Source organism: Pseudoalteromonas sp. KS88 (genome assembly GCF_004766475.1).
Classification (GTDB): domain Bacteria; phylum Pseudomonadota; class Gammaproteobacteria; order Enterobacterales; family Alteromonadaceae; genus Pseudoalteromonas.
This window is the reverse complement of the sequence record NZ_PYHV01000019.1, coordinates 266,090-292,614: the sequence shown is the minus strand read 5'-3', so window position 1 is coordinate 292,614 and position 26,525 is coordinate 266,090. Positions and strand designations below refer to the sequence as shown.

At 39.4% G+C, this 26,525-nt stretch carries 26 protein-coding genes; 10 read left to right on the top strand and 16 right to left on the bottom strand.

Translation table 11 applies throughout. The features are described 5' to 3' along the window. Nucleotides 1-150: 150 nt before the first annotated feature. Both C7Y70_RS13625 and C7Y70_RS13620 read left to right on the top strand, forming a co-directional pair. Entirely contained in the window at nt 151-1,080 is a 930-nt protein-coding gene (locus tag C7Y70_RS13625; RefSeq protein WP_135475305.1) for an IS1595 family transposase, read from the top strand. Between the two features lie 15 nt (nt 1,081-1,095). Continuing rightward, nucleotides 1,096-1,788: a hypothetical protein gene (locus tag C7Y70_RS13620; protein ID WP_135475304.1), complete on the top strand. Its 693-nt coding sequence runs from the start codon at nt 1,096-1,098 to the stop codon at nt 1,786-1,788. 152 nt (nt 1,789-1,940) lie between these two features. Here C7Y70_RS13620 and C7Y70_RS13615 read toward each other — a convergent pair whose 3' ends face one another. The 7 genes from C7Y70_RS13615 to seqA form a co-directional block, all read right to left on the bottom strand. Next, a complete protein-coding gene (locus C7Y70_RS13615) occupies nt 1,941-3,266 on the bottom strand; it encodes a M28 family metallopeptidase (protein WP_245321517.1) in 1,326 nt (441 codons plus the stop codon). A 235-nt stretch (nt 3,267-3,501) separates the two neighbouring features. Then, complete coding sequence (locus C7Y70_RS13610) at nt 3,502-5,067, bottom strand: dihydrolipoyllysine-residue acetyltransferase (protein ID WP_135475303.1); 1,566 nt, start codon at nt 5,065-5,067, stop codon at nt 3,502-3,504. 8 nt (nt 5,068-5,075) lie between these two features. Then, complete coding sequence (locus tag C7Y70_RS13605; protein ID WP_099295920.1) at nt 5,076-6,053, bottom strand: alpha-ketoacid dehydrogenase subunit beta; 978 nt, start codon at nt 6,051-6,053, stop codon at nt 5,076-5,078. Further along, complete coding sequence (locus C7Y70_RS13600) at nt 6,053-7,267, bottom strand: thiamine pyrophosphate-dependent dehydrogenase E1 component subunit alpha (RefSeq protein WP_099295921.1); 1,215 nt, start codon at nt 7,265-7,267, stop codon at nt 6,053-6,055. Before C7Y70_RS13600 ends, C7Y70_RS13605 begins: the two co-directional genes overlap by 1 nt. Nucleotides 7,268-7,540: 273 nt before the next feature. Beyond that, a complete protein-coding gene (gene astE / locus C7Y70_RS13595; protein WP_135475302.1) occupies nt 7,541-8,593 on the bottom strand; it encodes a succinylglutamate desuccinylase in 1,053 nt (350 codons plus the stop codon). Nucleotides 8,594-8,667: 74 nt separating this feature from the next. Then, nucleotides 8,668-10,305 (bottom strand): phosphoglucomutase (alpha-D-glucose-1,6-bisphosphate-dependent), encoded by a 1,638-nt coding sequence (gene pgm / locus C7Y70_RS13590; protein ID WP_099295923.1) that lies wholly within the window; start codon nt 10,303-10,305, stop codon nt 8,668-8,670. A 15-nt stretch (nt 10,306-10,320) separates the two neighbouring features. Beyond that, the gene (gene seqA / locus C7Y70_RS13585) at nt 10,321-10,917 is read right to left on the bottom strand and encodes a replication initiation negative regulator SeqA (RefSeq protein ID WP_099295924.1); all 597 of its coding nucleotides are present in this window, start codon (nt 10,915-10,917) and stop codon (nt 10,321-10,323) included. 131 nt (nt 10,918-11,048) lie between these two features. On the opposite strand from seqA, the gene C7Y70_RS13580 reads away from it, so the two are divergent. The 5 genes from C7Y70_RS13580 (at nt 11,049) to fur (ending at nt 13,574) form a co-directional block, all read left to right on the top strand. Continuing rightward, nucleotides 11,049-11,822 carry an alpha/beta fold hydrolase gene (locus C7Y70_RS13580; RefSeq protein WP_135475301.1) on the top strand — a complete coding sequence of 258 codons (774 nt, stop codon included), beginning with the start codon at nt 11,049-11,051 and terminating at the stop codon, nt 11,820-11,822. Between the two features lie 90 nt (nt 11,823-11,912). Continuing rightward, nucleotides 11,913-12,134 carry a DUF2788 domain-containing protein gene (locus tag C7Y70_RS13575; RefSeq protein WP_058558704.1) on the top strand — a complete coding sequence of 74 codons (222 nt, stop codon included), beginning with the start codon at nt 11,913-11,915 and terminating at the stop codon, nt 12,132-12,134. A gap of 6 nt (nt 12,135-12,140) precedes the next feature. Further along, on the top strand, nt 12,141-12,419 hold the full coding sequence (gene ybfE / locus C7Y70_RS13570) for a LexA regulated protein (RefSeq protein ID WP_058558703.1): 279 nt from the start codon (nt 12,141-12,143) through the stop codon (nt 12,417-12,419). Nucleotides 12,420-12,433: 14 nt separating this feature from the next. After that, nucleotides 12,434-12,961 (top strand): flavodoxin FldA, encoded by a 528-nt coding sequence (fldA, locus tag C7Y70_RS13565; RefSeq protein ID WP_099295926.1) that lies wholly within the window; start codon nt 12,434-12,436, stop codon nt 12,959-12,961. Between the two features lie 172 nt (nt 12,962-13,133). After that, complete coding sequence (fur, locus tag C7Y70_RS13560; protein ID WP_058558701.1) at nt 13,134-13,574, top strand: ferric iron uptake transcriptional regulator; 441 nt, start codon at nt 13,134-13,136, stop codon at nt 13,572-13,574. 72 nt (nt 13,575-13,646) lie between these two features. On the opposite strand, the gene glnS is transcribed toward fur, so the two are convergent. Continuing rightward, entirely contained in the window at nt 13,647-15,308 is a 1,662-nt protein-coding gene (glnS, locus tag C7Y70_RS13555; RefSeq protein ID WP_099295927.1) for a glutamine--tRNA ligase, read from the bottom strand. A gap of 239 nt (nt 15,309-15,547) precedes the next feature. On the opposite strand from glnS, the gene C7Y70_RS13550 reads away from it, so the two are divergent. Then, nucleotides 15,548-16,618 carry a DUF3083 family protein gene (locus C7Y70_RS13550; RefSeq protein ID WP_135475300.1) on the top strand — a complete coding sequence of 357 codons (1,071 nt, stop codon included), beginning with the start codon at nt 15,548-15,550 and terminating at the stop codon, nt 16,616-16,618. A gap of 58 nt (nt 16,619-16,676) precedes the next feature. Here C7Y70_RS13550 and C7Y70_RS13545 read toward each other — a convergent pair whose 3' ends face one another. Then, nucleotides 16,677-17,684: a rhodanese-related sulfurtransferase gene (locus C7Y70_RS13545; RefSeq protein WP_135475299.1), complete on the bottom strand. Its 1,008-nt coding sequence runs from the start codon at nt 17,682-17,684 to the stop codon at nt 16,677-16,679. A 208-nt stretch (nt 17,685-17,892) separates the two neighbouring features. Between C7Y70_RS13545 and C7Y70_RS13540 the strand changes: the two genes are divergently transcribed. After that, nucleotides 17,893-19,218, top strand: a complete 1,326-nt coding sequence (locus C7Y70_RS13540) for a DEAD/DEAH box helicase (protein ID WP_135475298.1) — start codon at nt 17,893-17,895, stop codon at nt 19,216-19,218. Between the two features lie 2 nt (nt 19,219-19,220). Next, nucleotides 19,221-20,051, top strand: coding sequence for a S1-like domain-containing RNA-binding protein (locus C7Y70_RS13535; RefSeq protein ID WP_135475297.1), 831 nt, complete (start codon nt 19,221-19,223; stop codon nt 20,049-20,051). A gap of 318 nt (nt 20,052-20,369) precedes the next feature. Here the strand turns inward: C7Y70_RS13535 and C7Y70_RS13530 are convergent, their stop codons facing one another. The 7 genes from C7Y70_RS13530 to cmk form a co-directional block, all read right to left on the bottom strand. Continuing rightward, on the bottom strand, nt 20,370-20,996 hold the full coding sequence (locus tag C7Y70_RS13530) for a trimeric intracellular cation channel family protein (RefSeq protein WP_099295932.1): 627 nt from the start codon (nt 20,994-20,996) through the stop codon (nt 20,370-20,372). A gap of 491 nt (nt 20,997-21,487) precedes the next feature. Continuing rightward, nucleotides 21,488-22,192 carry an orotidine-5'-phosphate decarboxylase gene (pyrF, locus tag C7Y70_RS13525; RefSeq protein WP_135475296.1) on the bottom strand — a complete coding sequence of 235 codons (705 nt, stop codon included), beginning with the start codon at nt 22,190-22,192 and terminating at the stop codon, nt 21,488-21,490. A 32-nt stretch (nt 22,193-22,224) separates the two neighbouring features. Then, nucleotides 22,225-23,361 (bottom strand): lipopolysaccharide assembly protein LapB, encoded by a 1,137-nt coding sequence (gene lapB, locus C7Y70_RS13520; RefSeq protein ID WP_135475295.1) that lies wholly within the window; start codon nt 23,359-23,361, stop codon nt 22,225-22,227. Between the two features lie 2 nt (nt 23,362-23,363). Further along, entirely contained in the window at nt 23,364-23,645 is a 282-nt protein-coding gene (locus C7Y70_RS13515) for a LapA family protein (protein WP_099295935.1), read from the bottom strand. A gap of 20 nt (nt 23,646-23,665) precedes the next feature. Beyond that, a complete protein-coding gene (ihfB, locus tag C7Y70_RS13510; RefSeq protein WP_099295936.1) occupies nt 23,666-23,953 on the bottom strand; it encodes an integration host factor subunit beta in 288 nt (95 codons plus the stop codon). Nucleotides 23,954-24,014: 61 nt separating this feature from the next. Then, a complete protein-coding gene (gene rpsA / locus C7Y70_RS13505) occupies nt 24,015-25,682 on the bottom strand; it encodes a 30S ribosomal protein S1 (protein ID WP_058558687.1) in 1,668 nt (555 codons plus the stop codon). A 98-nt stretch (nt 25,683-25,780) separates the two neighbouring features. Next, nucleotides 25,781-26,491 carry a (d)CMP kinase gene (gene cmk, locus C7Y70_RS13500; RefSeq protein ID WP_099295937.1) on the bottom strand — a complete coding sequence of 237 codons (711 nt, stop codon included), beginning with the start codon at nt 26,489-26,491 and terminating at the stop codon, nt 25,781-25,783. Between the last annotated feature and the right edge of the window lie 34 nt (nt 26,492-26,525).

Sequence of the window (26,525 nt, the reverse complement as noted above, 5' to 3'; positions counted from 1 at the left end):
TAAAAAAATAAAGCGAGAATTCACATCGGGTATTTACCGAGAATTTTAGCTGCAATATCTTTGCAATGATTTATAACTGTATAAATAAGGCGCTGATTCATTTCTGTTGGTTTGCTATACTAAGTAAATCAAATCATGTAAGGAGCGTCTATGAATAATACTCAGTTTGCCAATCTTCAAACTACATTAGAAGAGCTAACTTTTGTTCAGTTGAAACGTCTCCGACAACACATCGAAGATATGATTTCTTCGAACCATGTTGGTAAAGCCATTGCTGTGCATGAGGAAGGCGTAGCTGAGTGTGCTCACTGTGGTAGTCACGGGTTCACAAAGTACGGAACAACTGCACGAGGTCAACAGCGATACAAATGCAAAGCCTGCACTCGGACGTTTAACTCACTTACAGGTACGCCATTATCTGGCATGAAAAAACAAGATAAATGGCATCAATATTCAGAAGGCATGTGGTTTACAGCCAAGATCAGAGAAGCAGCAAGTGAACTAGGTATTAATGTCAAAACGGCTTGGCGTTGGCGACATCAGTTATTATCTAAACCAAGACAAAGAAAGCCTTCAGAGCTTCATGGGATCATTGAAGCCGATGAAACCTTTATCAACGAGTCATTTAAAGGCAAACGCCAGTTAGATAGACCAGCACGTAAACGTGGGGTTAAGAGCCATGACATACCTAAAGTACCCGTTATGCTTGCATTAGATCGCAATGGTGCTGTCACTCACTGCGTTTTACAAAGAAACACTAGAGAAGAGCTAGAGAAATCACTAGCACCTGTATTAACGCCTGAGAGTGTATTATGTACAGATGGTAATTTGTCGTATCAAACAATCGTCAAGAATCTACCTTTTGAACTCGATCATAAACGCCTTATAGCTATTGATAATCAAAGAGTTATAGATGGCATCTACCACATACAAACACTAAACAATTGGATGATGCGCTGGAAGCAATGGCTTAGTCAGTTTAATGGTGTTGGAACTGCCTACCTTGATAATTACATTGCTTGGTTTAGGCAAATGGATCAGTCACAAGAAGACGATAGTTGGGTCGTTCTGGCGCTATAAATATTTGGAATTTTAATGAAGATACTTAAGATAATTACCACTGTTTTTATTACGTTTTTTATAGCTTCATTTGGATACTTTAAAAAAGATGCCATTACTTGCGAACTGATAGAAATATCGCACTTCAATGAAGTGTCACCAGATTTTTATGTTGACCAAAGTATCGACAGCCCGAAGCAAGTTGAGCTATCACACTCTGTACAAGCCGCTATTAAAAGGGTTTCGGATATCTATGGCACTCCAACTTCTAACCCTAGAATCATTGCAACAGCCGAAACTAAATATGCAAAGTTCGGATTTAACCCTACAGGTATGCAAAATTCTGGTTTATTTAGAGAATGTATATTTTTAGGTCCCAAAGGACTAAACACTGACGTAATTGCTCATGAACTTGTTCATGCAGAAGTTAGACACAGAACAAACCTGTTTGTTGAACTAACTCAATTACCAGCTTGGTTCATTGAAGGGACAGGGATAAAAGCAGATTACCGCAAGCCCTTTTTATTAGAAAACATTGATGTAACAAGTGATGACGTAGCTGAGATCAAATCGGTTTTTTACCTCAGTGACTTTCCAAACACCAATGTTAAATATTATCAAGCATCTCTAGTCGCTGTAGAGCCAATGAACCCAAAGAATATGTATAGAGGCTTAGAAAGATTGAACAATGGTGAACAATTTGAAGACGTTTTTAATGAACTCTTTTAATTATTGATTAATCTTACAATTTTATTCTATCAACACAAAAATGGATCACAGCCATAAATAAACAGCTATAATTCATTATCGCTGCCCCTCTTCTATTATGCTTAAAACAGCATAGCGTTAGCGCAAGAGAGCCTTGCGCTACGCATAGTTAATTATTTTATGTCCTGCTCAAATGCTCCTACATCACCAGGAAAAACAACAGGTGATTCAATGCCGCTTTTGTTGACAGCTGCTACACCAAAATAATAGTTATCAATAACTACATTTTTAAGCGTTGCTTCGCTTACATCACCAACATAACGGCTAAATTGCCATTGTGGTTCACTGGTGTAACGCCAATAAATACGATACCCAGCGGTAGCTTTATCCATGTTTTTTTGCCATTTCAATGTTGTACTTGGTTTGACTGCACCTGAGATTTCTACCCTCTTTGGTGGAGCAGGTGCCCATGCCATTGATGCAAGACTCACAGCATTAAGCGATGTCAGCTTAGCTGCATAATCAAAATCGACACCATCGATGGTATCACCATAAACAATACCATTTTCTGTACGTAAATCTTGGTGTTGGTGGTTATAATTTTCATTGGTTTCCATAACTCGAACCGCAGCATAACCCATATCATTAAAGGGACGATGATGGCCGCCGCGGCCAAAACGGTCCAGCCGATAAACTAACATGGTGTCTAAATTTGGAATATAACGGTCTGCGACGGTGTCAATATACCGAGCAAGGTTACGGCTAGCGGAGTCAACTTCACCACCTGTAAAACGACGTTTGTGAGCCTGCTCTTTGGTTTCAAGCACGCGCGTACCTTCAGAGAATATACGTGCAGTTGTATTATCGGTAACACCGTTAATACCTGTGATGTTGCCTATCATGTCGTTGTTTAATACGCCATGAATTTGCCAACCTTGCTGTTGGGCATGTTTTGCTAATATTTTGCCCCCAAATAACCCCTGCTCTTCACCTGATAGCGCCGCATAAACGATTGAGCCATTAAATTTATAATTAGATAACACCCTAGCAGACTCTATAACGCCAGCAACACCCGATGCATTATCATTAGCGCCTGGTGAATCACTAGTAAAATCCATCACATCACTAACTCGCGAATCAATATCGCCTGACATCATCACCATACGGTTTGGCTCATCAGTTCCTCGTTGAATAGCAATAATATTTACAACTTCAACTGGGTTTGGGATCCGCTTTTCACCAGAAATAGTATCTTTCACTTCGAGTATCTCAAGGCAACCACCACATTGCTTTGAAATAGCTTCGAACTCAGCTTTTATCCAGCGCCTCGCTGCACCAATTCCTCGGGTATTGGATTGTGTCTCAGACAATGTATGTCGTGTACCAAAGTCGACAAGTGTTTGGATGTCATTTTTGATTCTAGCTGCAGAAACAGCGTGTGCAATATCATGTAATTTTTGCTGTTCTTGATACGAAGGTTCTGCGGCCAAAGTAGGCATTGCCAAAAACAAGCCACTTATCAAAAGTGCTGAATGTATACGCGTCATTTTATTATTACCTGTAGTAAACATAGTTGATGCTCTTTTTTATTAGGTATCAACACAGTACGATAGCTAATATAATGTTAAAACTATTTTGAGATAAACCTCCAAATTATTCGCTAAAACGCAATGTTTTATGGCTTTTAAAGCGTAGACATAAAAAAACCAGCCTTAGCTGGTTTCTTTAATAATGCTAGCTCATAGCCATCATCATTTTAGCTGGCTCTTCAAGGTAAGATTTCCACAAGTTATTAAAGCGAGCAATAGTGCCACCATCTATGACTCGGTGATCACCAGACCAACTTACTTGCATAATCGCTTTACTAACCACGTTTCCTTTTGAGTCAAAACGCGGCAAGTGCTGCAATTTGCCCAGCGCAACGATTGCAACCTCAGGCTTATTAATAATAGGCGTGGCGATAGTACCGCCAATAGCACCTATATTGGAGATACTGATAGTACCCCCTTTTAAGTCATCTGGACTAACTCGACCTTCTCTTGCCGCCTCGGTTAAACGCGTTACCGCATTAGCCACATCAACAATGCTTTTAGATTGGCACTGTTTAATATTAGGCACTAAAAGACCAATCTTAGAATCAACCGCCATACCAATATTGTGATCTTCAAAATACGTAAGCTCAGTGCACTCATCATTTACCTTAGTATTGAGTACTGGAAACTCTTTCAGTGCAAGTGATAGTGCTTTAATGAAAAACGGCATCATTGTAAGCTTTACACCTTGCTGCTTATATTGCTCTTTTAAAGAACTACGTAGTGCAATTAACTCCGTCAAATCTATTTCGTCGCAAAAAGTAAAATGAGGGATAGTGCTCACAGAAGCAACCATTTGCTTAGCCATCGCAGCTTTAATGCCTTTTATTGACTCAACACGGGTTCCACCTGATGACGGTGTATTAACACTTTGCTCGGTTGTGTCTGACTTAAGTGGCGATGTATCAATGGTATTGGGTACTTGGCCATTAACAAATTGTTCAATATCTTCTTTATATATTCGTCCATTCTTGCCACTTCCTGGCACACATGTCAGGTCAACATCCATCTCACGTGCTTTACGACGAACCGCAGGAGATGCAACCGCTTTTGCGTTAACAACTTTAGCGCTGTTATTTTTTTCAACCGTCGCTTTTGGTTCAACCGCGTTGGTCTGCGCTTTTACAACGGCTTTGTTCACATCAACATTGACTTGCTGCGTTCCCGCGATGCTCATTTGAAACAAAGGGCTGTGAACCTGCGCAACTTCGCCTTTTGCGTAATAAAGTTTATGAACGGTGCCGGTGTGCTTCGCTGGTATTTGCACCAAGGCTTTATCTGTCATCACATCACAAACAGCTTGATCTTCTTCAATCTGTTCGCCTTCTGCAACTAACCATTCAACGATTTCACACTCAACAATACCTTCACCAATATCGGGTAAAATAAAATCTTCGAGTTGTTCAGAAGAGCTATTGCTTTGAGTGCTCGCGCTTGGTTTTTCAATCTCTGGTGTTTTAGTCTCTTCACCTGCAACGTCCATTGCAAATAACGGCGCATGAACAGCAGCAATATCACCTTTTTGATAATATAATTTTGAAATCACACCATCATGCACAGCTGGTATTTGTACCAATGCTTTATCTGTCATTACATCGCAAATAGGTTGATCTTCAGCAACAGTATCACCTTCAGATACGAGCCACTCAACGACTTCACACTCAACAATGCCTTCACCAATATCCGGTAAAATAAAATCTTTAGCCATGATAACTCCTAAAATTCGACCGATTGCTTAATGGCAGCAAGTACTTTTAATGCATCTGGCACGTATTCTTTCTCAAGAGCCAGTGGGTAAGGTGTATCAAGTCCACATACACGTAAAATTGGAGACTCTAAATGTAAAAAGCATTCTTGCTGAATCGTTGCAGCAATCTCACTACCAAAACCGTTTGTGATAGGTGCCTCATGGCTTATTACTAAACGCCCAGTTTTCGTCACCGACTTAGCAATGGTTTCAACATCCCAAGGTAATATGCTACGTAAATCAATTACTTCACAGCTAATACCTTGCTCAGCCGCTTGTTTTGCTGCATCCTCAATAATTTCCATTTGTGCGCCCCAAGCAAGTAATGTTACGTCACTTCCTTGCTCAACAACTTCAGCTTTACCAAGTTCAATGGTGTAATCCTCTTCAGGCACTTCACCAGTAGAAGCACGATATAAACGTTTAGGCTCGAAGAATATAACCGGGTTGTCATCTTTAATAGATGCACGTAAAAGACCTTTTGCTTGGTATGGATTACGTGGTACTACAATTTTAAGCCCTGGCGTATGTGCAAAGTACGCTTCTGGAGATTGTGAATGGTACAAACCACCTGCAATACCACCGCCGTAAGGTGTACGAATGGTCAAATTACCAACATTAAACTCATTTCCACTGCGATAACGGAATTTCGCTGATTCATTCACTATTTGGTCAAATGCAGGGAAAATATAATCTGCAAACTGGATTTCAGCCAGTGCTGGCGCACCAAACGCTGCAAGACCATTAGCAAAGCCCATTATGCCTTGCTCAGTTAGTGGTGTATTAAACACGCGATGTTGGCCATACTTTTCTTGTAAACCCGATGTCGCACGAAAAACACCGCCAAAATAACCAACATCTTCACCAAAAATACAAGCTTGAGGGTGTTCTGCCATAGTAATATCAAGGGCTGAATTAATTGCATGTAACATATTCATTTTAGCCATTACTTAATTCTCCCTGCAGTAACTGGGTATGCGTCTGGATGCTGTTTAATATGTGATTTGAGCTGCTCATATTGACGTTGCAATGATGGAATTGGTGTATCGTAAACATCCGAGATTAACTCTTCCAGTGCTGGTTTTTCGACAACTTCAGCACGTTTCAATGCAGCTAAAATATCTTCACGAATTTGCTCTTTCGCTTTTACATCGTCTTCATCGTTAAGCCAATCTTTTTTGATTAACCACTTACGGAAACGTTCTATTGGGCAAGCTTGATAATTTGCTTCTTCAGCTTTTGAGCGATAGCCACTTGGATCATCCGATGTCGAATGTGCACCCAATCGATAAGCAATGGATTCAATTAATACAGGCTCACCTGTTGTTGAAGCAATTTCACGTGCTTTTTGCGTTGCGGCGAAGACTGCTAAGGCATCCGCACCATCCACTCGAATTGTCTTAATTCCGTAGCCGACACCACGCGATGCAATACCATCACCTTTAAATTGCTCATCTGCAGGTGTTGAAATAGCGTAGCCGTTGTTACGCGCAAAAAATATAACAGGTGACTTGTGAACTGCCGCCATATTTAAACCGGCATGAAAATCACCTTCAGATGCAGCTCCTTCGCCAAAATAACATATAGTTACGTTGTCTATTTTGCTGCTTAACTCACCCGTTTTAGCGTCAATGTGTTTTATTTTTTGACCGTATGCGTAACCTGTTGCCTGTGGAATTTGCGTTCCTAATGGTGAGGAAATAGTCATGTAATTAAGTTCAGCACTGCCATAGTGTATTGGCATCTGGCGACCTTTCCCTAAATCAAGTTCATTAGAAAACATCTGATTCATAAATTGGTCAAGGGTAAAACCACGGTAATGTAAGGCTGCTTGTTCACGATATTGAGCCATAATCATATCATCTTGATCAAGCGCAGCGGCTGATGCAGTGACCGCAGCCTCTTCACCTAAACATTGCATATAAAAGCTCACGCGACCCTGACGCTGTGCAGCTTGCATTCGTTCATCTAAAGCACGAATAAAGCGCATTGTCTCGTATAAGCGAATAGCCGTTTCTTTCGTGATATCTGGTGCTGTTGCACCGCTAAGAATATCGCCATCCTCGTTTAAAATGCTCAAGGTTGGAATATTTAAGGCATGACCATCTATAAAAGCAAGTTCATGACTAATATTCTGCGATACGTTATTTGGGTTGCTCATAACCTACCTTCTTTTGTTGTCGAATTCACAGTGCCAATTAGGTTAACCATTAAAGGTTAGTTATTATTATTGGTGATTTTTGCTAGGTTAAAGTTTGCAAAAACTGCACTGTAATTAAATTAAAGCTGCCATCACTTTACGTTAACGTAAAGTGTTATTCAACTAATCATAGACAAATGCGCAGTAAATGGCGAGATAAAGACTGGAAAGTTAACTATACAATATAAACTGTTATTTTAAATCATATAGTTAACTATAAATGGTGTGATGTTTTTAAATGAAATTGTCATTAATTTCAAGAGGTACAACCGTTAATAGAGCACGCTGCCCAAGTGCTACATCGGCGTTAGGAAAGATGATTGCTTCCCCATCAACGTCAGCGTAATAACAGGTCTGACCATCCGTTGCGAGTAATTCGCCTTTAGCAAAGCCAGTAAAATTAACGGCATCATCAGAAAATGGAAATGAAAAGGCTTCTTCTGTTCGATTGATAGAACGATGAACTGAAAACAGCTCAAAGTCAGCTGCATCAAAATCCTTATATTCAACCCTTTCTTGACTAATTAATGCAGTTAACGTTTGCTTGGTTTGTAAGAATCGACTCATGTCGTTTTCACCAAATGGCTTTACCTGACCAAGTTCAACAGTAAATGAGTCTGCACCATGAACATACGACGAATAGTAACTAAATGTCGTTGCCGCTGACTTCATCATTAATACCGTATTGACACCGCAGCTTAGAAGAAATTGCAGCTGTGACTTTTTCCAAGGTTTACCATGAAGGTAAGGATAAACTGCAAATTTATCATTTTTTGAACCACGAATTGCCGTGTGCAAATCGTAATGACAACGCGAGCGATCTTCACCACCTCTAGCGTAAAAATCACTAACATATTGCTCAAGCTTCGCTGCACGAACACGTTCGTTATTCATTGGTGTATTGTCGGTTGTATGGTGCCCATTAAAAAGTCGATTTAAATTCTCTTCAACAAACCGCTTACCAATATTAATTGACTGAGGGTTACCGTATATAAACAACACTCTTTGTGCTAAAACTAACTCTTCACTGATGATGAGTTTAATTAATTCATCGCATATTTCTATTGGTGCAGTTTCGTTTCCGTGAACCGCACTAGAAAGTACGATATCTTTGGTACTTGCGCACAAAGGTTGAAATTCAATCACCCCTGTATCATGCACATTAACTTTCGTACCGTTTTTTAAAGTAAATTCGCCTGCATCTAAGTGCCATTCATTTTTACGGCTAAGAGTGAGGAAATCCCCAGAGTTTTTTAATTCTTCTATATAATTTGATGTGGCTGACATGTTCATCGCCTTTTGTGTGGAGTAAATACAAAAACGGCTGATCAAGTCAGCCGTTTATACAACAATATTTCAAGTTAGCTAATAACAGAATCAACTAACTTTTTGGCTTCTTTTTCAAGTAAAGCGAGATGCTCTTCCCCTTTAAAAGATTCCAAATAAATTTTATAAATATCTTCAGTACCTGATGGACGTGCCGCAAACCAACCATTTTCAGTAACGACCTTTAACCCGCCAATGGCTGCATTATTACCTGGTGCATGCGTTAGCTTTTGCAAAATTGGCTCGCCTGCAAGAGTATCAGCAGTGACATCCTGCGCACTTAATCCTTTTAATCGTTGCTTTTGTTGTGACGTAGCAGGTGCATCAATACGCTTATATAATGGTGCACCAAATTCTTGTTCGAGTTCTTTATATAATACCGACGGTGTTTTACCCGTTACTGCTAGAATTTCTGCAGCAAGTAATCCCATGATAAAACCATCTTTGTCTGTATTCCAAACTGTACCATCAAAACGAAGGAACGAAGCGCCTGCGCTTTCTTCACCACCAAATGCCAGCGAGCCTTCATTTAGTCCTTCTACAAACCATTTAAAACCAACAGGGACTTCTTTAACTTCATGCTTATTGCGTGAAACAACTCGGTCGATCATGGCACTAGAAACCAGTGTTTTACCTATTACAACATCTTTAGACCAATCTCGGTGGTTGAGTAAGTAATCTATAGCCACTGCTAAAAAGTGATTCGGATTCATTAATCCATCTGGCGTGACGATACCGTGGCGGTCATAATCTGGGTCATTACCGATACCAATGTCGAAATCATCTTTTAATGCGATTAAATTTGTCATTGCGTAAGGCGATGAGCAATCCATGCGGATTTTGCCATCTTTATCTAAAGGCATAAAACCAAAACGTGGATCGACACTTTCATTAACAACTGTAAGGTCTAAATTAAACTTTTCAGCAATGATTGGCCAAAAATTAATACCTGAGCCACCTAATGGATCAATTCCCACTTTGATTTTTGCCTTAGCTATGGCCTGAACATCAACTACATTGGTTAAATCATCAATGTAGGGTGTCATTAAATCTTGATATTTGATAAAGCCAGAACGTGATGCTTTTGCAAATGGAAACAACTCTACCTCAACTAAATCTTCAAGTAACAGTTGGTTCGCACGGTCTTCAACCCATTTTGTTACATCAGTATCAGCTGGGCCGCCATTAGGTGGGTTGTATTTAAAACCACCGTCTTCAGGCGGATTGTGCGAAGGCGTTACCACAATACCGTCGGCGAGTTCATGTGGATTCGCTTTGTTATGGCAAACAACAGCATGGCTGATCACAGGTGTGGGTGTGAAATCATCGTTTTGCTGGGTTATTACTTGAACCTCATTAGCCACAAGTACCTCGATTGCCGAGTTATAAGCAGCTTCACTTAGTGCATGCGTGTCTTTGCCCAGAAAAAGCGGGCCAAATATGTTGTTTTGCTTACGATAGTCGCAAATAGCTTGAGTAATGGCGAGTATGTGTGATTCGTTGAATTTAACATCATATGAGCACCCTCGATGGCCAGATGTGCCAAAGGCAACGCATTGCTCAGGGTTCTGCTCTAAATCAGGCTCATTTAAATAATAAGCCGACACTAGTTTTGGTACATTAACTAAATCTGATTGCGTTGCAGGTTTACCTGCACCTGGGTGAATCGCCATTACATTTCCTTATATTTATAAGTAGTCTCTAATTTTTTCTGCTTGTTCGGCACTGTAACCTAGACCCAGCGCCACCTCATGTAACATCATTTTTTTGCGTGTCGTATTAGAATTCGTCATCACCCAATATTCACTATCAGTGATATTTTTTGGATTCATACTACTACCACTATTAACAAGATCTTCTTTACTTGTTGCAAAATAAACCCGGTCACGACCTTGTATATCAAGCACAGAAGAAAAAGCGTCTTTATGGGTCCGGTGTAGTGCTGAGAGTATAAACAAAAAGCGTCCCACTACCCCTTTTTGCATGGCAAGTTCTTCTTTATTTAATACATTAAAGACACTAGCGCTTTTTTGCTGCATTTTCGTGACCGACGATTCATCAGTTCGCTCTTTATTAACTGTTTTAGTCGTTTTTTCGTTGAGCTGCTCAGACACGTCCAGCTTTTCTTTTGAATCGTTTGTTAAATGATTATCTGACGTTGTTTGTTCAATATCGCCGCTGAGGTTTAATAAACGACGCAAAATAGTTGATGCACTTTCGCCAATACTTTGCGTGTTACTCGCAATGTATTGATACAGCTCGTCGTCTATGTCAATTTTTTTCATGTGATTCCTGTCATTACGGGTCATATTATTTCTTTATCAATTTGATTATACCCAAACAAAATCTAATTCTCTATGCTTTGCAATTTGTTATTTCACTAGGCAAACTAAGCACACTTTTACTGGAGAGCTAAATGCGACTTAATTATAAACAAACTGGCCAAGGTGAACCTGTAATTCTTATTCATGGTTTGTTTGGCTCACTTGAAAACCTCAATGTCATTGCCAATGCATTGAGTGACCATTTTTTGGTAACCAATATTGATTTACGCAATCATGGCCGCTCACCTCATGCCGCGACCATGGATTATCCTAGCATGGCAAAAGATGTTATAGATTTAATGGATAACTTAAACATCAAACAAGCTCATATTGTAGGCCACTCTATGGGAGGTAAAGTCGCCATGCAATTGGCTCATTTATTCGAAGACAGAGTCAATCGTTTGGTTGTACTTGATATTGCTCCTGTTGCTTATCAGGCACGACACACAGAAATTTTTAAAGCTTTAAAAAACGTTGCAAGCCAAAATGTTACAGACCGTAAACACGCTGATAAGTTGATGCAAGTGCATATAGAAGAAATAGGCGTGCGACAATTTTTACTAAAAAGTTTAGCCAAAAATGAGCACGGTGATTTTCAATGGCGGTTTAACTTAGCCGCACTAGATGAAAAATATGAAAATATTTTAGCCGATATTAAAGCAAATGATTCTTGTTTATGCGATACTTTGTTTATCAAGGGTAATGAATCTGATTATATTTTGCCTACGTATAGGGATGTGATTATGTCTCGCTTTACGAACGCCAAGGCAAAAATAATTCACGGCGCTGGGCATTGGTTACATGCTCAAAAGCCTGATGCGGTTAATAAATCAATACTTGATTTTTTGCGCGCTACTAAGGCTTAAATTTTATCGTGTGTTTTTATACAAGCACACTAAATTATTATTATTTAGTGTGCTATAGTACGCGCCGTTTAATTTAAAGGTTATACGTTGATGGTCAGTCAGTTAATTAACGAATTTGATACCCTTGGGTTGTATTTTGGCTTAGCCGGTGTGTTCTTTTTTATCGGTATGGCTATTCAAGACGTACTCAAACGTGGCAGCGTTCCTAAATATGGTCGCTACATAGTATGGCTTGTACTTTTTTTAGGCTGTTCTGGGTTTATTGCAAAAGGACTTATTCAAGTTTTTTGGCAAGGTGCGGGTGTAGGGTAATCTACCATGGCTAAATCTGAAACAGACAGAACAACGCTCGATCTATTTGAATACGAAAAGCGCCCAGGCCGCCCTAAAACTAATCCTCTGCCTAGAGATATTCAGTTAAAGGTAAACAAACGTAATCAAATAAAAAGAGATAAAGCACGTGGTTTAAAACGTGTTGAATTTAAAGTTTCATCGCAGTTATATCAAGCGTTAAGCGATATGGCCGATGCACAGAATATTAGCCGTAGTGCACTGATTGAAACAATTTTACAAGAAAGATTGGCTATTGATAGATAGAAGGTTTTAAGTTCATGGCAAGTGTAGGTATTTTTTTCGGAAGCGATACAGGTAACACAGAACACGTAGCTAAAATGATCCAAAAAGAATTGGGTAAAAAGCTAGTGGCTGTTCATGATATTGCTAAAAGCTCTAAAGAAGAGATTGCAGAATTCGATTTAATCTTATTTGGTATTCCTACTTGGTACTATGGTGAAGCACAATGTGACTGGGATGACTTCTTCCCTGAACTTGAAGAAATTGATTTTGAAGGTAAGCTTGTCGCTATTTTTGGTTGTGGTGACCAAGAAGACTACGCTGAATACTTTTTAGATGCCATGGGTATGATCAATGATATCGTCACTGAGCGTGGTGCAATTATTGTTGGCCACTGGTCAACTGAAGGTTATGACTTTGAAGCTTCAAAAGGCATGGCTGACGACAATCATTTTGTTGGTTTAGGCATTGATGAAGATCGTCAACCAGAACTAACTGAACAGCGCGTAAAAGCTTGGTCTGCACAGGTATACGATGAAATGTGTTTAAGCGAACTCGCTGATTAATCAATTGCTTTTTAAATACACTTAGCTGGCTAGCTTTTGAGCTTTCAGACTGATTATTTAAATAGACCTTTGCACTTGATCGTTTTGCACGTTATTCTAGTTATTGCTAATGTGTCGTGCACACCTTTTATAGGTGTACCAGAGTAACCAATAAAAAATTGAGACAGATTTAATGACTGATCACAACTTGGAATTAAAAAAAGCCGGTTTAAAAGTAACATTACCGCGTATTAAAATTTTAGAGATTTTACAATCTCCAGATAACCAACACATCAGCGCTGAAGATGTTTACAAAATTCTGTTGGATTTAGGCGAAGAAATTGGCCTTGCAACTGTTTATCGCGTGCTTAACCAGTTCGATGATGCAGGTATTGTTTCTCGCCATCACTTTGAAGGTGGAAAATCAGTATTTGAATTATCTGGTAGCACTCACCACGATCACCTTGTGTGTTTAAAATGTGGCAAAGTTATTGAGTTTGAAGACGAATTAATTGAGCGTCGCCAGGTTGAAATTTCTGAAGCGAATGGAATTAAATTAACTAACCATTCTCTATATCTATACGGCGAGTGTACTGATACGCAAGCGTGTAAAGCTTTCTCTGATAACCAATAATTAGGTTATTAATAGGTAATAAAAAACCTGCATAATGCAGGTTTTTTTGTATCAAGTGTTTATTGAGCAGAATTACTTCTGCTCAATTTTAGCCCATGAATCACGAAGACCGACGGTCTGATTAAACACTAACTCTTCAGATTTAGTATCACGACTAAAGTAACCTGTTCGTTCAAACTGGAAACCTTGAGCTGGAGCCGCTTTTGCAAGTGAAGGCTCAACCTTGGCATTAGTTAAAACAACTAATGATTCAGGGTTTAGTGTAGTGGCAAAATCTTCAGCCGCAGCTGGATTTGGTACACTAAACAAACGGTCATATAAACGTACTTCAGCTGTCACTGATTCAGTTGCACTTACCCAATGAATTACACCTTTAACTTTACGTCCGTCACTTGGGTTTTTACCAAGTGTTTCAGGATCATAAGTACAGTATATAGTTGTAATTTCACCCGTTTCATCTTTTTCTACGCGATTCGCTTTTATCACATAAGCACCACGTAAGCGTACTTCTTTATCAAGTACTAAACGTTTAAACTTATTATTAGCCTCTTCACGGAAGTCTTCGCGTTCAATGTAAAGCTCACGAGTGAAAGGAACATCGCGACGCCCCATTTCTTCCTGATTAGGGTGATTAGCAACAGACAATGTTTCAACTTCATCCGAAAAGTTTTCAATTACAACTTTAACAGGATCAAGCACAGCCATTGCTCGCGGTGCATTTTCGTTTAAATCTTCACGGATACATGCTTCAAGCATGCCCATTTCAACCATATTTTCTTGCTTAGTAACACCAATGCGTAAACAGAACTCACGAATAGAAGCAGGTGTATAACCACGACGACGAAGGCCAGCAATTGTCGGCATACGTGGATCGTCCCACCCTTCTACGTGCCCATTTACCACTAAGTCATTTAACTTACGCTTGGACATTATTGTATATTCAAGGTTTAAGCGTGAAAACTCAATTTGCTGCGGATGACATTCTAGGCTGATATTATCAAGTACCCAATCGTATAAACGTCGGTTATCTTGGAACTCTAGTGTACACAAAGAGTGGGTAATACCTTCAAGCGCATCAGAGATACAGTGCGTAAAATCGTACATTGGGTAAATGCACCACTTATCAGCAGTTTGATGATGATGAGCAAAGCGTACGCGATAAATAATTGGATCACGAAGCACCATAAATGAGCTCGCCATATCAATTTTAGCACGTAATACACACTCACCTTCTTTAAACTCACCATTACGCATTTTTTCAAATAAGGCGAGGTTCTCTTGTGGAGAAGTATCACGAGTTGGGCTATTTTTACCCGGCTCTTTTAATGTACCACGGTACTCACGAGCTTGATCAGCTGTCAAAAAGCATACATAAGCAAGGCCTTTTTCAATAAGCTCAACAGCATAGCCATATAAGGCATCAAAATAGTTAGATGAATAATTAATTTCACCATCCCACTTAAATCCTAACCACTGCACATCTTCTTTTATAGAATTTACATAGTTGATGTCTTCTTTTTCTGGGTTAGTATCATCAAAACGTAAATTACAAAGACCGCTATAATCTTGGGCGATTCCAAAATTTAAACAGATAGATTTTGCATGGCCAATATGTAAGAAACCATTAGGCTCTGGAGGAAAACGTGTATGCGTAGTCGCATGTTTCCCAGATGCTAAATCTTCATCAATACGGGTTCTAATAAAATTACTTGGGCGATTCTCAATTTCCGCCATAGGAGTACAATCCTCACATAAGTGCATGGTGATAAAACTAATGTATTATTACAAAAACAAACCTTAACATACAGCAATAGATTTAGGTTTCTTGCATATTATTGAAACTATGGGGTAGCTGTAATTATTGATTATTCAATTGTAAGCTAGGAATGAAGATAATTTGTTCTAGCGCAATAAAAGAGTCATTGAAACACGTTAAAGTAGCGCCATTATCGAAACATAATTAGGGACAAATAATGGCTTCACTATCACAGCACCGTGTTTATATTCCGACCACCGCACGCGCAAACCAGTACATTCTTGCTGAATTTAACCCAAGCAATGAGTTCTATGCAAATTTTACAGATCCTCAACAATGTTATGAACGCTTATCACGTCAGCTTTTTGCATTATGTGACGAGTATGAACTGCATAATGTACATTTAATTGCGAATGATAAACTGCCCGTTGTCAGGTTTCATGAAGAGTCATATAACCTACAGACAGCTAAACAGATTTTATTTTTTTATAACCCACGCTATCACGAAGCGCACAAATGCTTTTATAACGATGGTCAGAAAAGTAAAAAAATTAGATTACTTTTTTTAGCAACAGGTGATGATCTACGTGCCAATAGTGCAATCTTCCACGCTAAAGTCGTGAAGGTACTTTCAGCACTACAAAATAGCATCCTTGAAGGGGAAGAACAGTTCAAAGTACGTGACCATCAGCATCTAACATATGATCTATTTGCTAAAGCAAAGGGCTGTAAAGAAAGCTACGGGTATAAATTACGCGGCTTATATCAACGTTATCAAAGCAGGCATTGTTCCTTACCTAAAGAACATAACGAGATGACATATGTGACATTTAGAATTCCAGTGACACGTATGCTCAAAACACAATTCCAACATTTAATGAATAAACCAAATTACGTTGATTTTTATAATCACTTTTACACGTTACTTGTTCAACAGTGTGAGTCTAAGCAGCTAAACTTAGCTGCTATGGTTGCAAATGGTTGCATGCCTATCATACGTAACAGTCAAATTGATAAAAATGATAGCAATAGTGAACTGCAAAAACTGAGCTTTTCTACTACAGAAAATGTGCCGCAATACAGTCAACATTGGTTGGATGACAAACTTGTTGAAACGATGCACTTTGTAATTGTTGCAAGCGATAATGATGAGCAAGGAGTTGGCCATGGCCGGTTTATGAATAAGGTGGAAAGTGTGATCCGCGAAATGGTTGAACCTTTGGCTATAAACAAAGAGCGTCAAGACCTCACTGTCAGATTTTTTCAGCACATTAGTTATTTCGAGTAAACAGGCAATAAAAAACCCCATAAAACTGGGGTTTTTTTATTAACAATACAAAGAGCTGTTACTGTTTACGTTGCGCTTCTTTTTGCGCTTTCTTTGCTTCTTTGCGTTGTTGCAAAACTGCTTGAGCTTCGTTACCAATGTGGCCTTCACCACGTGCTTGCGCTAATTCAATTTGCTTTTGACGCTCAGCAAAGCGAGCACGTTGCTCATCGGTTACATCATCAATACAATGATGACATGACACCCCTTCCATATATTCAGGCTTTTGCTTTTCGTCTTCGGTAATTGGCATACGACATGCGTGACACTGATCGTAAGAGCCCTTTTGTAAGTCATGATTTACCGCAACTCGGTTATCAAATACAAAGCACTCGCCTTCCCACATGGTGTCTTCTTTTGGTACTTCTTCTAAATACTTTAATATGCCGCCTTCAAGGTGGTATACCTCATCAAAACCCTGCTCTTTCATATAAGCTGTTGATTTTTCGCATCGAATACCACCAGTACAAAACATAGCTACTTTTTTATGCTTTTCTGGATCAAGGTTTTCTTTTGCCCATTGTGGGAATTCACGGAATGTTTTAGTATTTGGATCAACGGCGTTTTCAAACGTACCAATTTCAATTTCATAATCGTTACGCGTATCAACTAATATCACTTCAGGGTCTGAAATCAGTGCATTCCAATCTTGCGGTTTTACATAACTACCAACCACCTTTAAAGGGTCAATACCTTCAACACCCATAGTGACAATTTCTTTTTTAAGCTTTACTTTAGTACGGTAAAACGGGCATTCGTCATCATATGATTCTTTAGTAACAATGTTGTCTAAATTTGGTTGAGAATCTAACCACGCCAATAAATTATCTATCCCATCGCGTTTTGCCGCGACAGTACCGTTGATGCCTTCAGCGGCAATTAGCAAAGTGCCTCGCACGTCGTTTTGCTCCATTACATTAAGTAAAGGTTCGCGAAGTGCCTCAAAATCAGGTAGAGAAACAAATTTATACAGTGCGCACACAACAAAGTGATCGCTGGTTACATTATCTTTATGGATAGCAGTCATGGTTTTCCTATTTTGCTTTTAAAACCCGCTAGGGGGCGTTTACCGAATCGTAAATCCGGCGCATTGGGGCGCATATTTTACGCTTTTTCTTTTTAAATGCAAAAAAACCTATGATTGTCTGGTTTTTACTGTCAGCGATGCATAGGACTAAGCTATAATAGCGTTCAGATTTATGAAGATTTAAATTACTCATTTGGAGATAGACACTTTGCACTTTACTGATCTTGGCATTGATAACCGCCTTGAAACTCAACTTGCGCATCAAGGCATTACTCAGCCAACTGATATTCAGGCACACGCTGTGCCTACAGCTTTGGCTGGCCATGATATTTTTGCTCAATCTAAAACTGGCTCAGGTAAAACATTGGCGTTTTTATTACCAGCCGTACAACGTGTAATGAAGCAAAAAGCGCTCAGTAAACGTGACCCGCGCGTTTTAATTGTTGCTCCAACCAGGGAGCTCGCTACGCAAGTATTCACTCAACTTAGATTACTTATCGCAGGAACAAATATTAAAGCGCTAAAAATACTCGGTGGTGAAAACTTTAATGATCAGATAAAAGCGCTGAGAAATGACCCGCATTTTGTTGTAGCTACGCCAGGTAGACTAGCTGATCACCTTACCCAACGCTCACTGCAACTGAGTGGTTTAGAGTTACTAATCTTTGATGAAGCTGACCGAATCCTTGATCTTGGTTTTACAGAACAACTAAAAATGATCAATGAATTAGCTAATCACCGTTTACGCCAAACATTATTGTTTTCAGCAACGCTTGATCACGCACAAGTTGATGCGCTATCGCGTAATTTACTTAAAAAGCCTAAGCAAATTATGCTCAGCGCCGCAAACGAGCAGCATTCGGATATCAAGCAAAGTCTTTATTTAGCTGATCACCTAGATCACAAAGAAGCACTCTTAGAGCACTTTGTTAAACAAGATGACGTTGGCCAATGTATTATTTTTACTGCAACGCGCGCAGATACCGCACGATTGAGTGAACTTTTAAATAGTAAAGGGCTAAAAGCACAGGCCCTTGCTGGTGATTTAACGCAAAGTAAGCGTTTGGATATCATGGATGCCTTCAGCCGAGAAAACTTCAAAGTGCTTATTACCACAGATGTTGCTTCTCGCGGCTTAGACTTGTTAAGTGTCACCCATGTTATTAACTTTGACTTGCCAAAACATGCAGAAGAATACGTACATCGTATTGGACGCACAGGTCGCGCAGGATTTAAAGGAACAGCTATCTCATTGGTCGGACCAAAAGATTGGCCAAGTTATAAAGCTATAAAGTCATTTTTAAATGATGAGTTAGCATTTCATACTGTTGAAGGGCTAACGGGTAAATTTAAAGGCCTGCGAGATAAAAAGCCGCAAGTACAGAATATAGCTAATGATAAAGTAAAGCCAAAAGCTAAAGCTGCACCGAAGCGCAAAGCTAAGCCTAAAAAACCTCAAGCACCAATAAAAGCACCCTTAAATATTGATGGTGATGCGCCTATGCGTCGTCGTAAAAAGCCAGAGCAGGAATAATTATGAGTTACCTTGGTACAACCCAAACCTTATTTGTCAATGAAGTTAGTAATGAAGGTGCTTACCTTGATGGCCACGATTTAGGCGAAGTTTTTCTTCCTAGCCATGAAATTAAACATGAGCTTGAAGCCGGTGACAGCATCAGTGTTTTTATCTTTTTAGATAATGCAAATTTACCGACGGCCACAACCAAAAAGCCACACGCACAAGTAGGTGAATACGCCCTACTGCGAGTTAAAGAAATTAATAGCATCGGTGCTTTCTTAGATTGGGGATTAGATAAAGATGTACTTGCCCCGTTCAATGAACAAAAGCCTCGTATGCAAGAAGGCCACTCCTACTTAGTACGCCTTTACTTAGACAACGCAAGTTCACGTATTTGTGCATCTAGCAACTTTAATCGTTTTCTATCTAAAGAAGAACCGCAATATACTCACTTACAAGAAGTTAATTTAATTGTTGCAGGCAAAACTGACATTGGTTACAAAGTATTAGTAGAAGAATCACATTTTGGTGTGGTTTTTTATAATATGGTATTTAAAAACCTGTTTGTAGGGCAAAAACTGACAGGTTTTATCCAAAAAGTCCGTGATGACGGCAAAATAGACGTCATTCTTGAAAAACCAGGCATGGGTAAAGTCAGTGAGCTTGGTGAGAAGATCATGGATAAACTAAAAGATGAAGGTGGCGTATTAGCCATTGGTGATAAATCAGATCCTGAACTTATCAAAAAAGTGTTCTCAACCAGTAAAGCAAACTACAAAAAAGCCATTGGTGGTTTGTTTAAGCAAGGTCTAATTGATATTGAAGCTAAGTTAATTAAGTTGAAATGATACTGAGCTAGTAATAGTTAGTGTTATAAAAAGAGTAAAGCCAAAGCTTTACTCTTTTTATATGAATACCAGTTACAATTATAAGTTGGCTAAACGCGACGAATGCTCACAATGTAGAAGAAAGCGTTAATCAGGTTCGAACTGCATAAAGAAAGTAGCTAGAATTATACTGTATGCTCTATATAAGCTGTTTTTTGTGTCGAACAAAGTCTGTTAATGCTCATTAATATATTAGTTAGTGTAAGCTTGCTACAAGCGTAAATTTTTAAACATTCTTTGTATGTTAGGGCTTATTTTTTGCCTTAAGTGCCGACTTTCTTATTTACTCACCGTTCTTTTTCTAAAAATATTAGGCTGCCAGCCAAAATGTAAAGCGCCAAGTCTTAAAAACACAGTAACCAAAAGTGATCCTACAATACACCATATGTAGTTTACTTCGAGTAAAAACAGTGCAGCGTAAGTAAGCCCACCACAGAAACAGGTAGTGGAATATAGTTCATCACGCATTACAAGCGGCAATTCACGACAAATAACATCTCGCATCAGGCCACCAAAGATACCTGTCGTCATGCCCATAGTGATAGCGACCATCATAGTCGTTCCTTCTATTAAAGCCTTTTCAATACCGACTATATTAAATATAGCCATACCGATTGCATCAACCAACAACATATAATAATTTGATACATCAGGGAGGTAGCGAATAAACATAACAGCCACAAATATAGAACCATAAGTTGCATATAAATAACTAGGTTCTGAAATCCAAAAAACGGGTTGATTCAGTAATATATCCCGTAAAGTACCGCCGCCCAGTGCTGTAACAGTTCCAACTACTACCACACCAAACCCGCCAATATCTTTATCGTGCCCAAGCAGAGCGCCAGAAATAGCAAAAAATGCGACACCAATTAAACTTAAAATATTAAAATATTCAGCTGTCATATAGGTTTCCTTACCGAATTAATCATTAGCATTTTAGTTTAGAGATAGTTTATTTACGCTGAATATAGCCGAATTTATTAAATCAAATAGTGAAGAAAAATACGATAAGCGAGCTATATGTGCATTTTTACAGTATGGCAGCAGAATGAACGCCGGCTATAGAACGCCGAGTTTAACAATAGAATTTATCGAAAGTCTTAAACATATTATTGATAAGTTACGTGGATGCTTTTTAGGTAACTTATTCAGTTATGAATATGAGTCGTATGGGAATATCGAAGGAGATGTTATCAGTTCAAGACTAATTTCGAATTGCAATCAAAGTATGATGGATAGCTATTAGCCAGATCTAACACTTAATCTTTAACAGGTGGTATTGCTCAATTAAAACACTTTATTTTTATTGCGTTCAGCTTGTAACCTAAAAAAAAAGCAAAGTAAAAACTTTGCTCTTTTCTCTTAGAATAAGTACCCGCTAATATAATGTTTGTTTATTTTAACGAGTCATTAATTTCATTAAGAATCGCAACAGGGTCTGCTGCTTGTGTTATTGGGCGGCCAACAACTAGGTAGTCACTGCCATCATCAATGGCTTGTTTTGGTGTCATAATACGCTTTTGGTCGCCAGCATCACTGCCAGCTGGGCGAATACCTGGGGTTACAAGTTTAAACTCTTCACCTAGCGCTGCTTTTAATTGCTTGGCTTCTTGTGCTGAGCACACTACCCCGTCAAGGCCTGACTCTTTTGCAAGTTTAGCCAAATAAATAACTTGTTCAGCAGGCGTTTTATCCACTCCTAATCGTGTAAGCTCTGCCGCATCCATACTGGTTAACACGGTTACAGCGATTAAAAGAGGTGCATCATCACCAAACTGCTCCAAAGCTTGTTTGGCTTTAGTCATCATTTCAACACCGCCACTGGCATGAACGTTCACCATCCATACACCCATTTTAGCAGCGGCTGTTACCGCTTTCGCTACTGTGTTTGGAATATCATGGAATTTTAAATCAAGAAAAACATCAAAACCTAGCTCAATGAGCTCTTTAACAAATGCAGGACCAAAATAAGTAAACATTTCTTTGCCTACTTTCAAACGGCACGTATCAGGAGAAAGCTGTTTAACAAAATTTAACGCTGTTTGTTGATCATCATAATCAAGGGCAATAAGAACTTTTTTTGATTGGTCGAGTAACATAACTTTCCTAAAAAATAGAAGTAATACTAAAATTAAAAACCGTCTAAGCCGCGGCTTGGTACTATGGTTTCCCAATGCTTGCAAGATGGGCAAACCCAATAAATAGTATGGCTTGTAAATCCACAATGCTGACATTGAAAAGCAGGCTTTGTGGCAATGTAAGATGTAACTAGATTATCAATCTGATCGAGAACATCTTTAATGTTGTGATTTTGCTTTGCTAATAATTGCAGTAAAAAACTAAAACCGCGAATAGTAGGCTGGCGCTTGAGACTATCAGTAAGAAACTTGATTGCTTGTTCTGTATGCCCCTGCTCTATAAGCGCTTGGCAATGCTTTATTTTTATTAACACACCGCCTTTATCTATTAATTGTAAAAGCAACTCATGGAATTGGTGTGTTAAGTTTAATTGATGATAGCTGTGGGCCAAGTCTTCAATAAACAATGGCGCAAAAAAAGTAAAGTTACAGATTAATTCACGCCAATAATATATAGCCTTAACATAATCTTCTTTTGCGAATGCTGACTGACCAAGCTCAAATAATGGTCTAATTGTTTTATGGTTTAAGCTGATTGCTTTTCGCATGATTTGGGGATCGTTTTCAAGCAAAGCGGCTTCGCAATAAAAGTTTGCTATAGCTTTAAAATGTTGAGGCTTTGAAAATAAGTCGCCGTGTGCTTCAAACATGTTAATACCCTTCTCCCACTCCCTTGTTTGAGCGTATAAGGTAAGAAGCGGATCAATGGCTTGTTCATGATTTGCTTTTACTAACCAGACTAAATGTTCTTCAGCGCCATCAAGCATACCTGCCATAATATAATCTTCGGCAAGTTCTAAACGGCTTGCAGCAGCTTGCTGCTCATTCAAACTTGGGTGTTTTAAAAGTAGTTCATGAATTTTTATAGCGCGGTCGAGTTCGCCTCGACGACGAAACATGGTGGCGAGCGTTGAGTAATGCTCAACAGAATCAGCGGCAACTTCAAGTAGATTAATAAGGTGTTCTAAACCTTGATCTTCCTCTCTATCAAGTAAGAACTTCAACCCTTTACTGTATTCAGAGGTAATTTGGCGGTTTAATTGATGAGCTTGGTTTTTCGCACTGTTTTTACCCATAATCCAGCCGTAACCAGCCGCAACAGGCAACAGCAAAAACAAAAGCTCAATCATAATTAAGTGTCTTTATTAGCAACAAACTTAGTGTTGTTTTTTTCAGGTGCTAACTTTTTCTTCAAGCGATAATTTTGCCATTTTAATTGTGAAAATAGTTTAAAACTAATAAAACAACCAACGACAACACCTAAAGCAAAGCAGATACTTATAATCATAGCTAGAGGCAGTGTATTACTGGCAATAATATAATTAATTTGTACTAACTGCGGATTCTGAGAACCAAGCACAAATGCAAATATCAAGCATATTGCTACGAGGATAATTTTTAATACTCGAAACAAGTAACTACTCCTGCTGGTGACTAAGCAATACTCGCATTTACACGATCTCTTAGCTCTTTACCAGGCTTAAAATGAGGTACATGTTTACCATCTAACTCAACCGTATCGCCTGTTTTAGGGTTACGACCAGTACGTGGTGAACGAAAGTGAAGTGAGAAACTACCAAAACCACGGATCTCAATTCGATCTGAGTTTGCTAATGAGCCGGCCATTTGTTCAAGAATTTCTTTAACGGCGTTTTCAACATCTTTCACAGGTACCTGAGCATGTTGTTCGGCTAGTTGTTCTATCAATTCTGACTTAGTCATAACGTTTCCTTAAAAAGAGATAAAGGAAGGGCAGCACTGCCCTTCCAATGAAGACTAATTATTAGTCTTTTTGTGCATTTGCAAATGCAGCAGCCATTGCGTTTTCGAACACTGGCTCTTCTTTCTTAAGCTTCTCTAATGCTTCTTTCTCTTCTGCTTCGAAAAGAGCTTTAACAGATAAGCTTAAAGTGCGGTTCTTACGATCAACACCAACATATTTCACTTCGATTTCGTCGCCTACAGAAACAACAGAAGTTGCATCTTCAACGCGCTCTTGAGCGATATCAGCTACACGGATGTAACCTTCAACGCCTTCGATAAGTTCAACAGTTGCGCCTTTCGCATCAACTTCAGTCACTTTACCTTTAACAATAGCACCTTTTTTGTTTGCATCAAGGTAGTTATTGAATGGGTCAGCTTCGATTTGCTTAACACCTAGAGAGATACGTTCGCGCTCTGGGTCAACTTGCAATACGATAGCAGTGATTTCGTCGCCTTTCTTGAATTCACGTACAGCGTCTTCGCCAGGTGTATTCCAAGAAATGTCTGAAAGGTGTACAAGACCATCAATACCACCGTCAAGACCGATAAAGATACCGAAGTCAGTGATTGATTTGATCTTACCAGTAACTTGGTCGCCTTTGTTTTGTAGACGAGCAAATTCCTGCCAAGGATTAGCAATACATTGCTTAAGACCAAGAGAAATACGACGACGTTCTTCGTCGATTTCAAGAACCATAACTTCAACAGTGTCACCTAGTGAAACAACTTTTGAAGGATGGATGTTCTTGTTAGTCCAATCCATTTCAGAAACGTGTACTAGACCTTCAACGCCTTCTTCGATTTCTACGAAGCAACCGTAATCAGTAAGGTTAGTTACACGACCAGAAAGTTTAGAACCTTCTGGGTAACGACCAGCGATAGCTGCCCATGGATCTTCGCCAAGCTGTTTAAGGCCTAGAGATACACGAGTTTTATCTTTGTCGAATTTAAGAACTTTAACTGCGATTTCGTCGCCAACATTAACGATTTCTGAAGGGTGCTTAACACGCTTCCACGCCATATCAGTGATGTGTAGTAGACCATCAACACCGCCAAGGTCAACGAATGCACCGTAGTCAGTAAGGTTTTTAACGATACCTTTAACTTCTTGGCCTTCAACAAGGTTAGCAAGAAGCTCTTCACGTTCTTGTGAGTTCTCTGATTCGATAACTGCACGACGTGAAACAACAACGTTGTTACGTTTTTGGTCAAGCTTGATTACTTTAAATTCAAGCTCTTTGCCTTCAAGGTGAGTTGTGTCACGTACTGGACGAACATCAACAAGTGAACCAGGTAGGAAAGCACGGATTGAATCAACTTCAACTGTGAAACCGCCTTTAACTTTACCGTTGATAACACCAGTAACAGTCTCTTGCTCTTCACATGCTTTCTCAAGACGGATCCACGCTTCGTGACGCTTCGCTTTCTCACGAGAAAGGATAGTTTCACCGAAACCGTCTTCGATTGCATCTAGTGCAACATCTACTTCGTCGCCAACAGCAACTTCTAGTTCACCAGCAGCATTTTTGAATTGCTCTGCAGGGATAGCACTTTCTGATTTAAGACCAGCATCTACAAGTACAATGTTGTTCTCGATTGAGATTACTGTACCTTTAACGATAGAGCCTTGCTCTGCTTCAAAACCCTTTAGGCTTTCTTCAAATAACTGCGCAAAATTTTCTGACATACGAATATACGTCTCATATATTTAATACCAATAAGCAACCATGCTGCATGGGGTTGTTAAAATAGCACTGGCATCCTGCTGGTGCATGTAAAATGTGTTTAACTTCTTTTCGGAAGTTTACCCTCAGAAATAGCAGAATCTAACAAAGTCATAACTTTATCAAATACTTGCTGAGCATTGAGCTCACTAGTATCAAGCTCAATAGCATCATCTGCGGGCACAAGCGGCGCAACTTCACGATTCATATCGCGATCATCACGTGCTTGAATGTCCTCTAATAGACCACTTAGTGTAACATCAAGACCACGTTCATTCAACTCAACATAACGTCTGCGAGCTCGTTCTTGTGCACTAGCGGTTAAATATATTTTTAACGGCGCGTCTGGAAACACCACAGTGCCCATATCACGGCCATCCGCAATCAAGCCATTTTCTGTGCGAAACGCACGTTGGCGACGAAGTAGCGCTTCTCTCACGCGAGGTAAAGCAGCCACTTTTGATGCCGCGGCACCGACTTCTTCATTACGAATTGTGGTTGATACATCTTCGCCTTCAAGAATAACCTTTCCAGCATTTGTTTGACTATCAACTAAAAACTGCACATCCAGATTGGCAGCTAAAGGCACCAATGCCTCTTCATTGTCCAATGCAATTTGATGATGAAGTGCGGCCAGTGATAACACACGATAAATCGCGCCACTGTCTAAGACATCCCATCCTAATTTATCGGCTAACAAGCGACAAACAGTTCCTTTACCTGAACCACTTGGGCCATCAACGGTGATTACGGGCATTAATAACGCCTGCATTTAAACCTCCTGCAATGCACACCAAAATAAAACC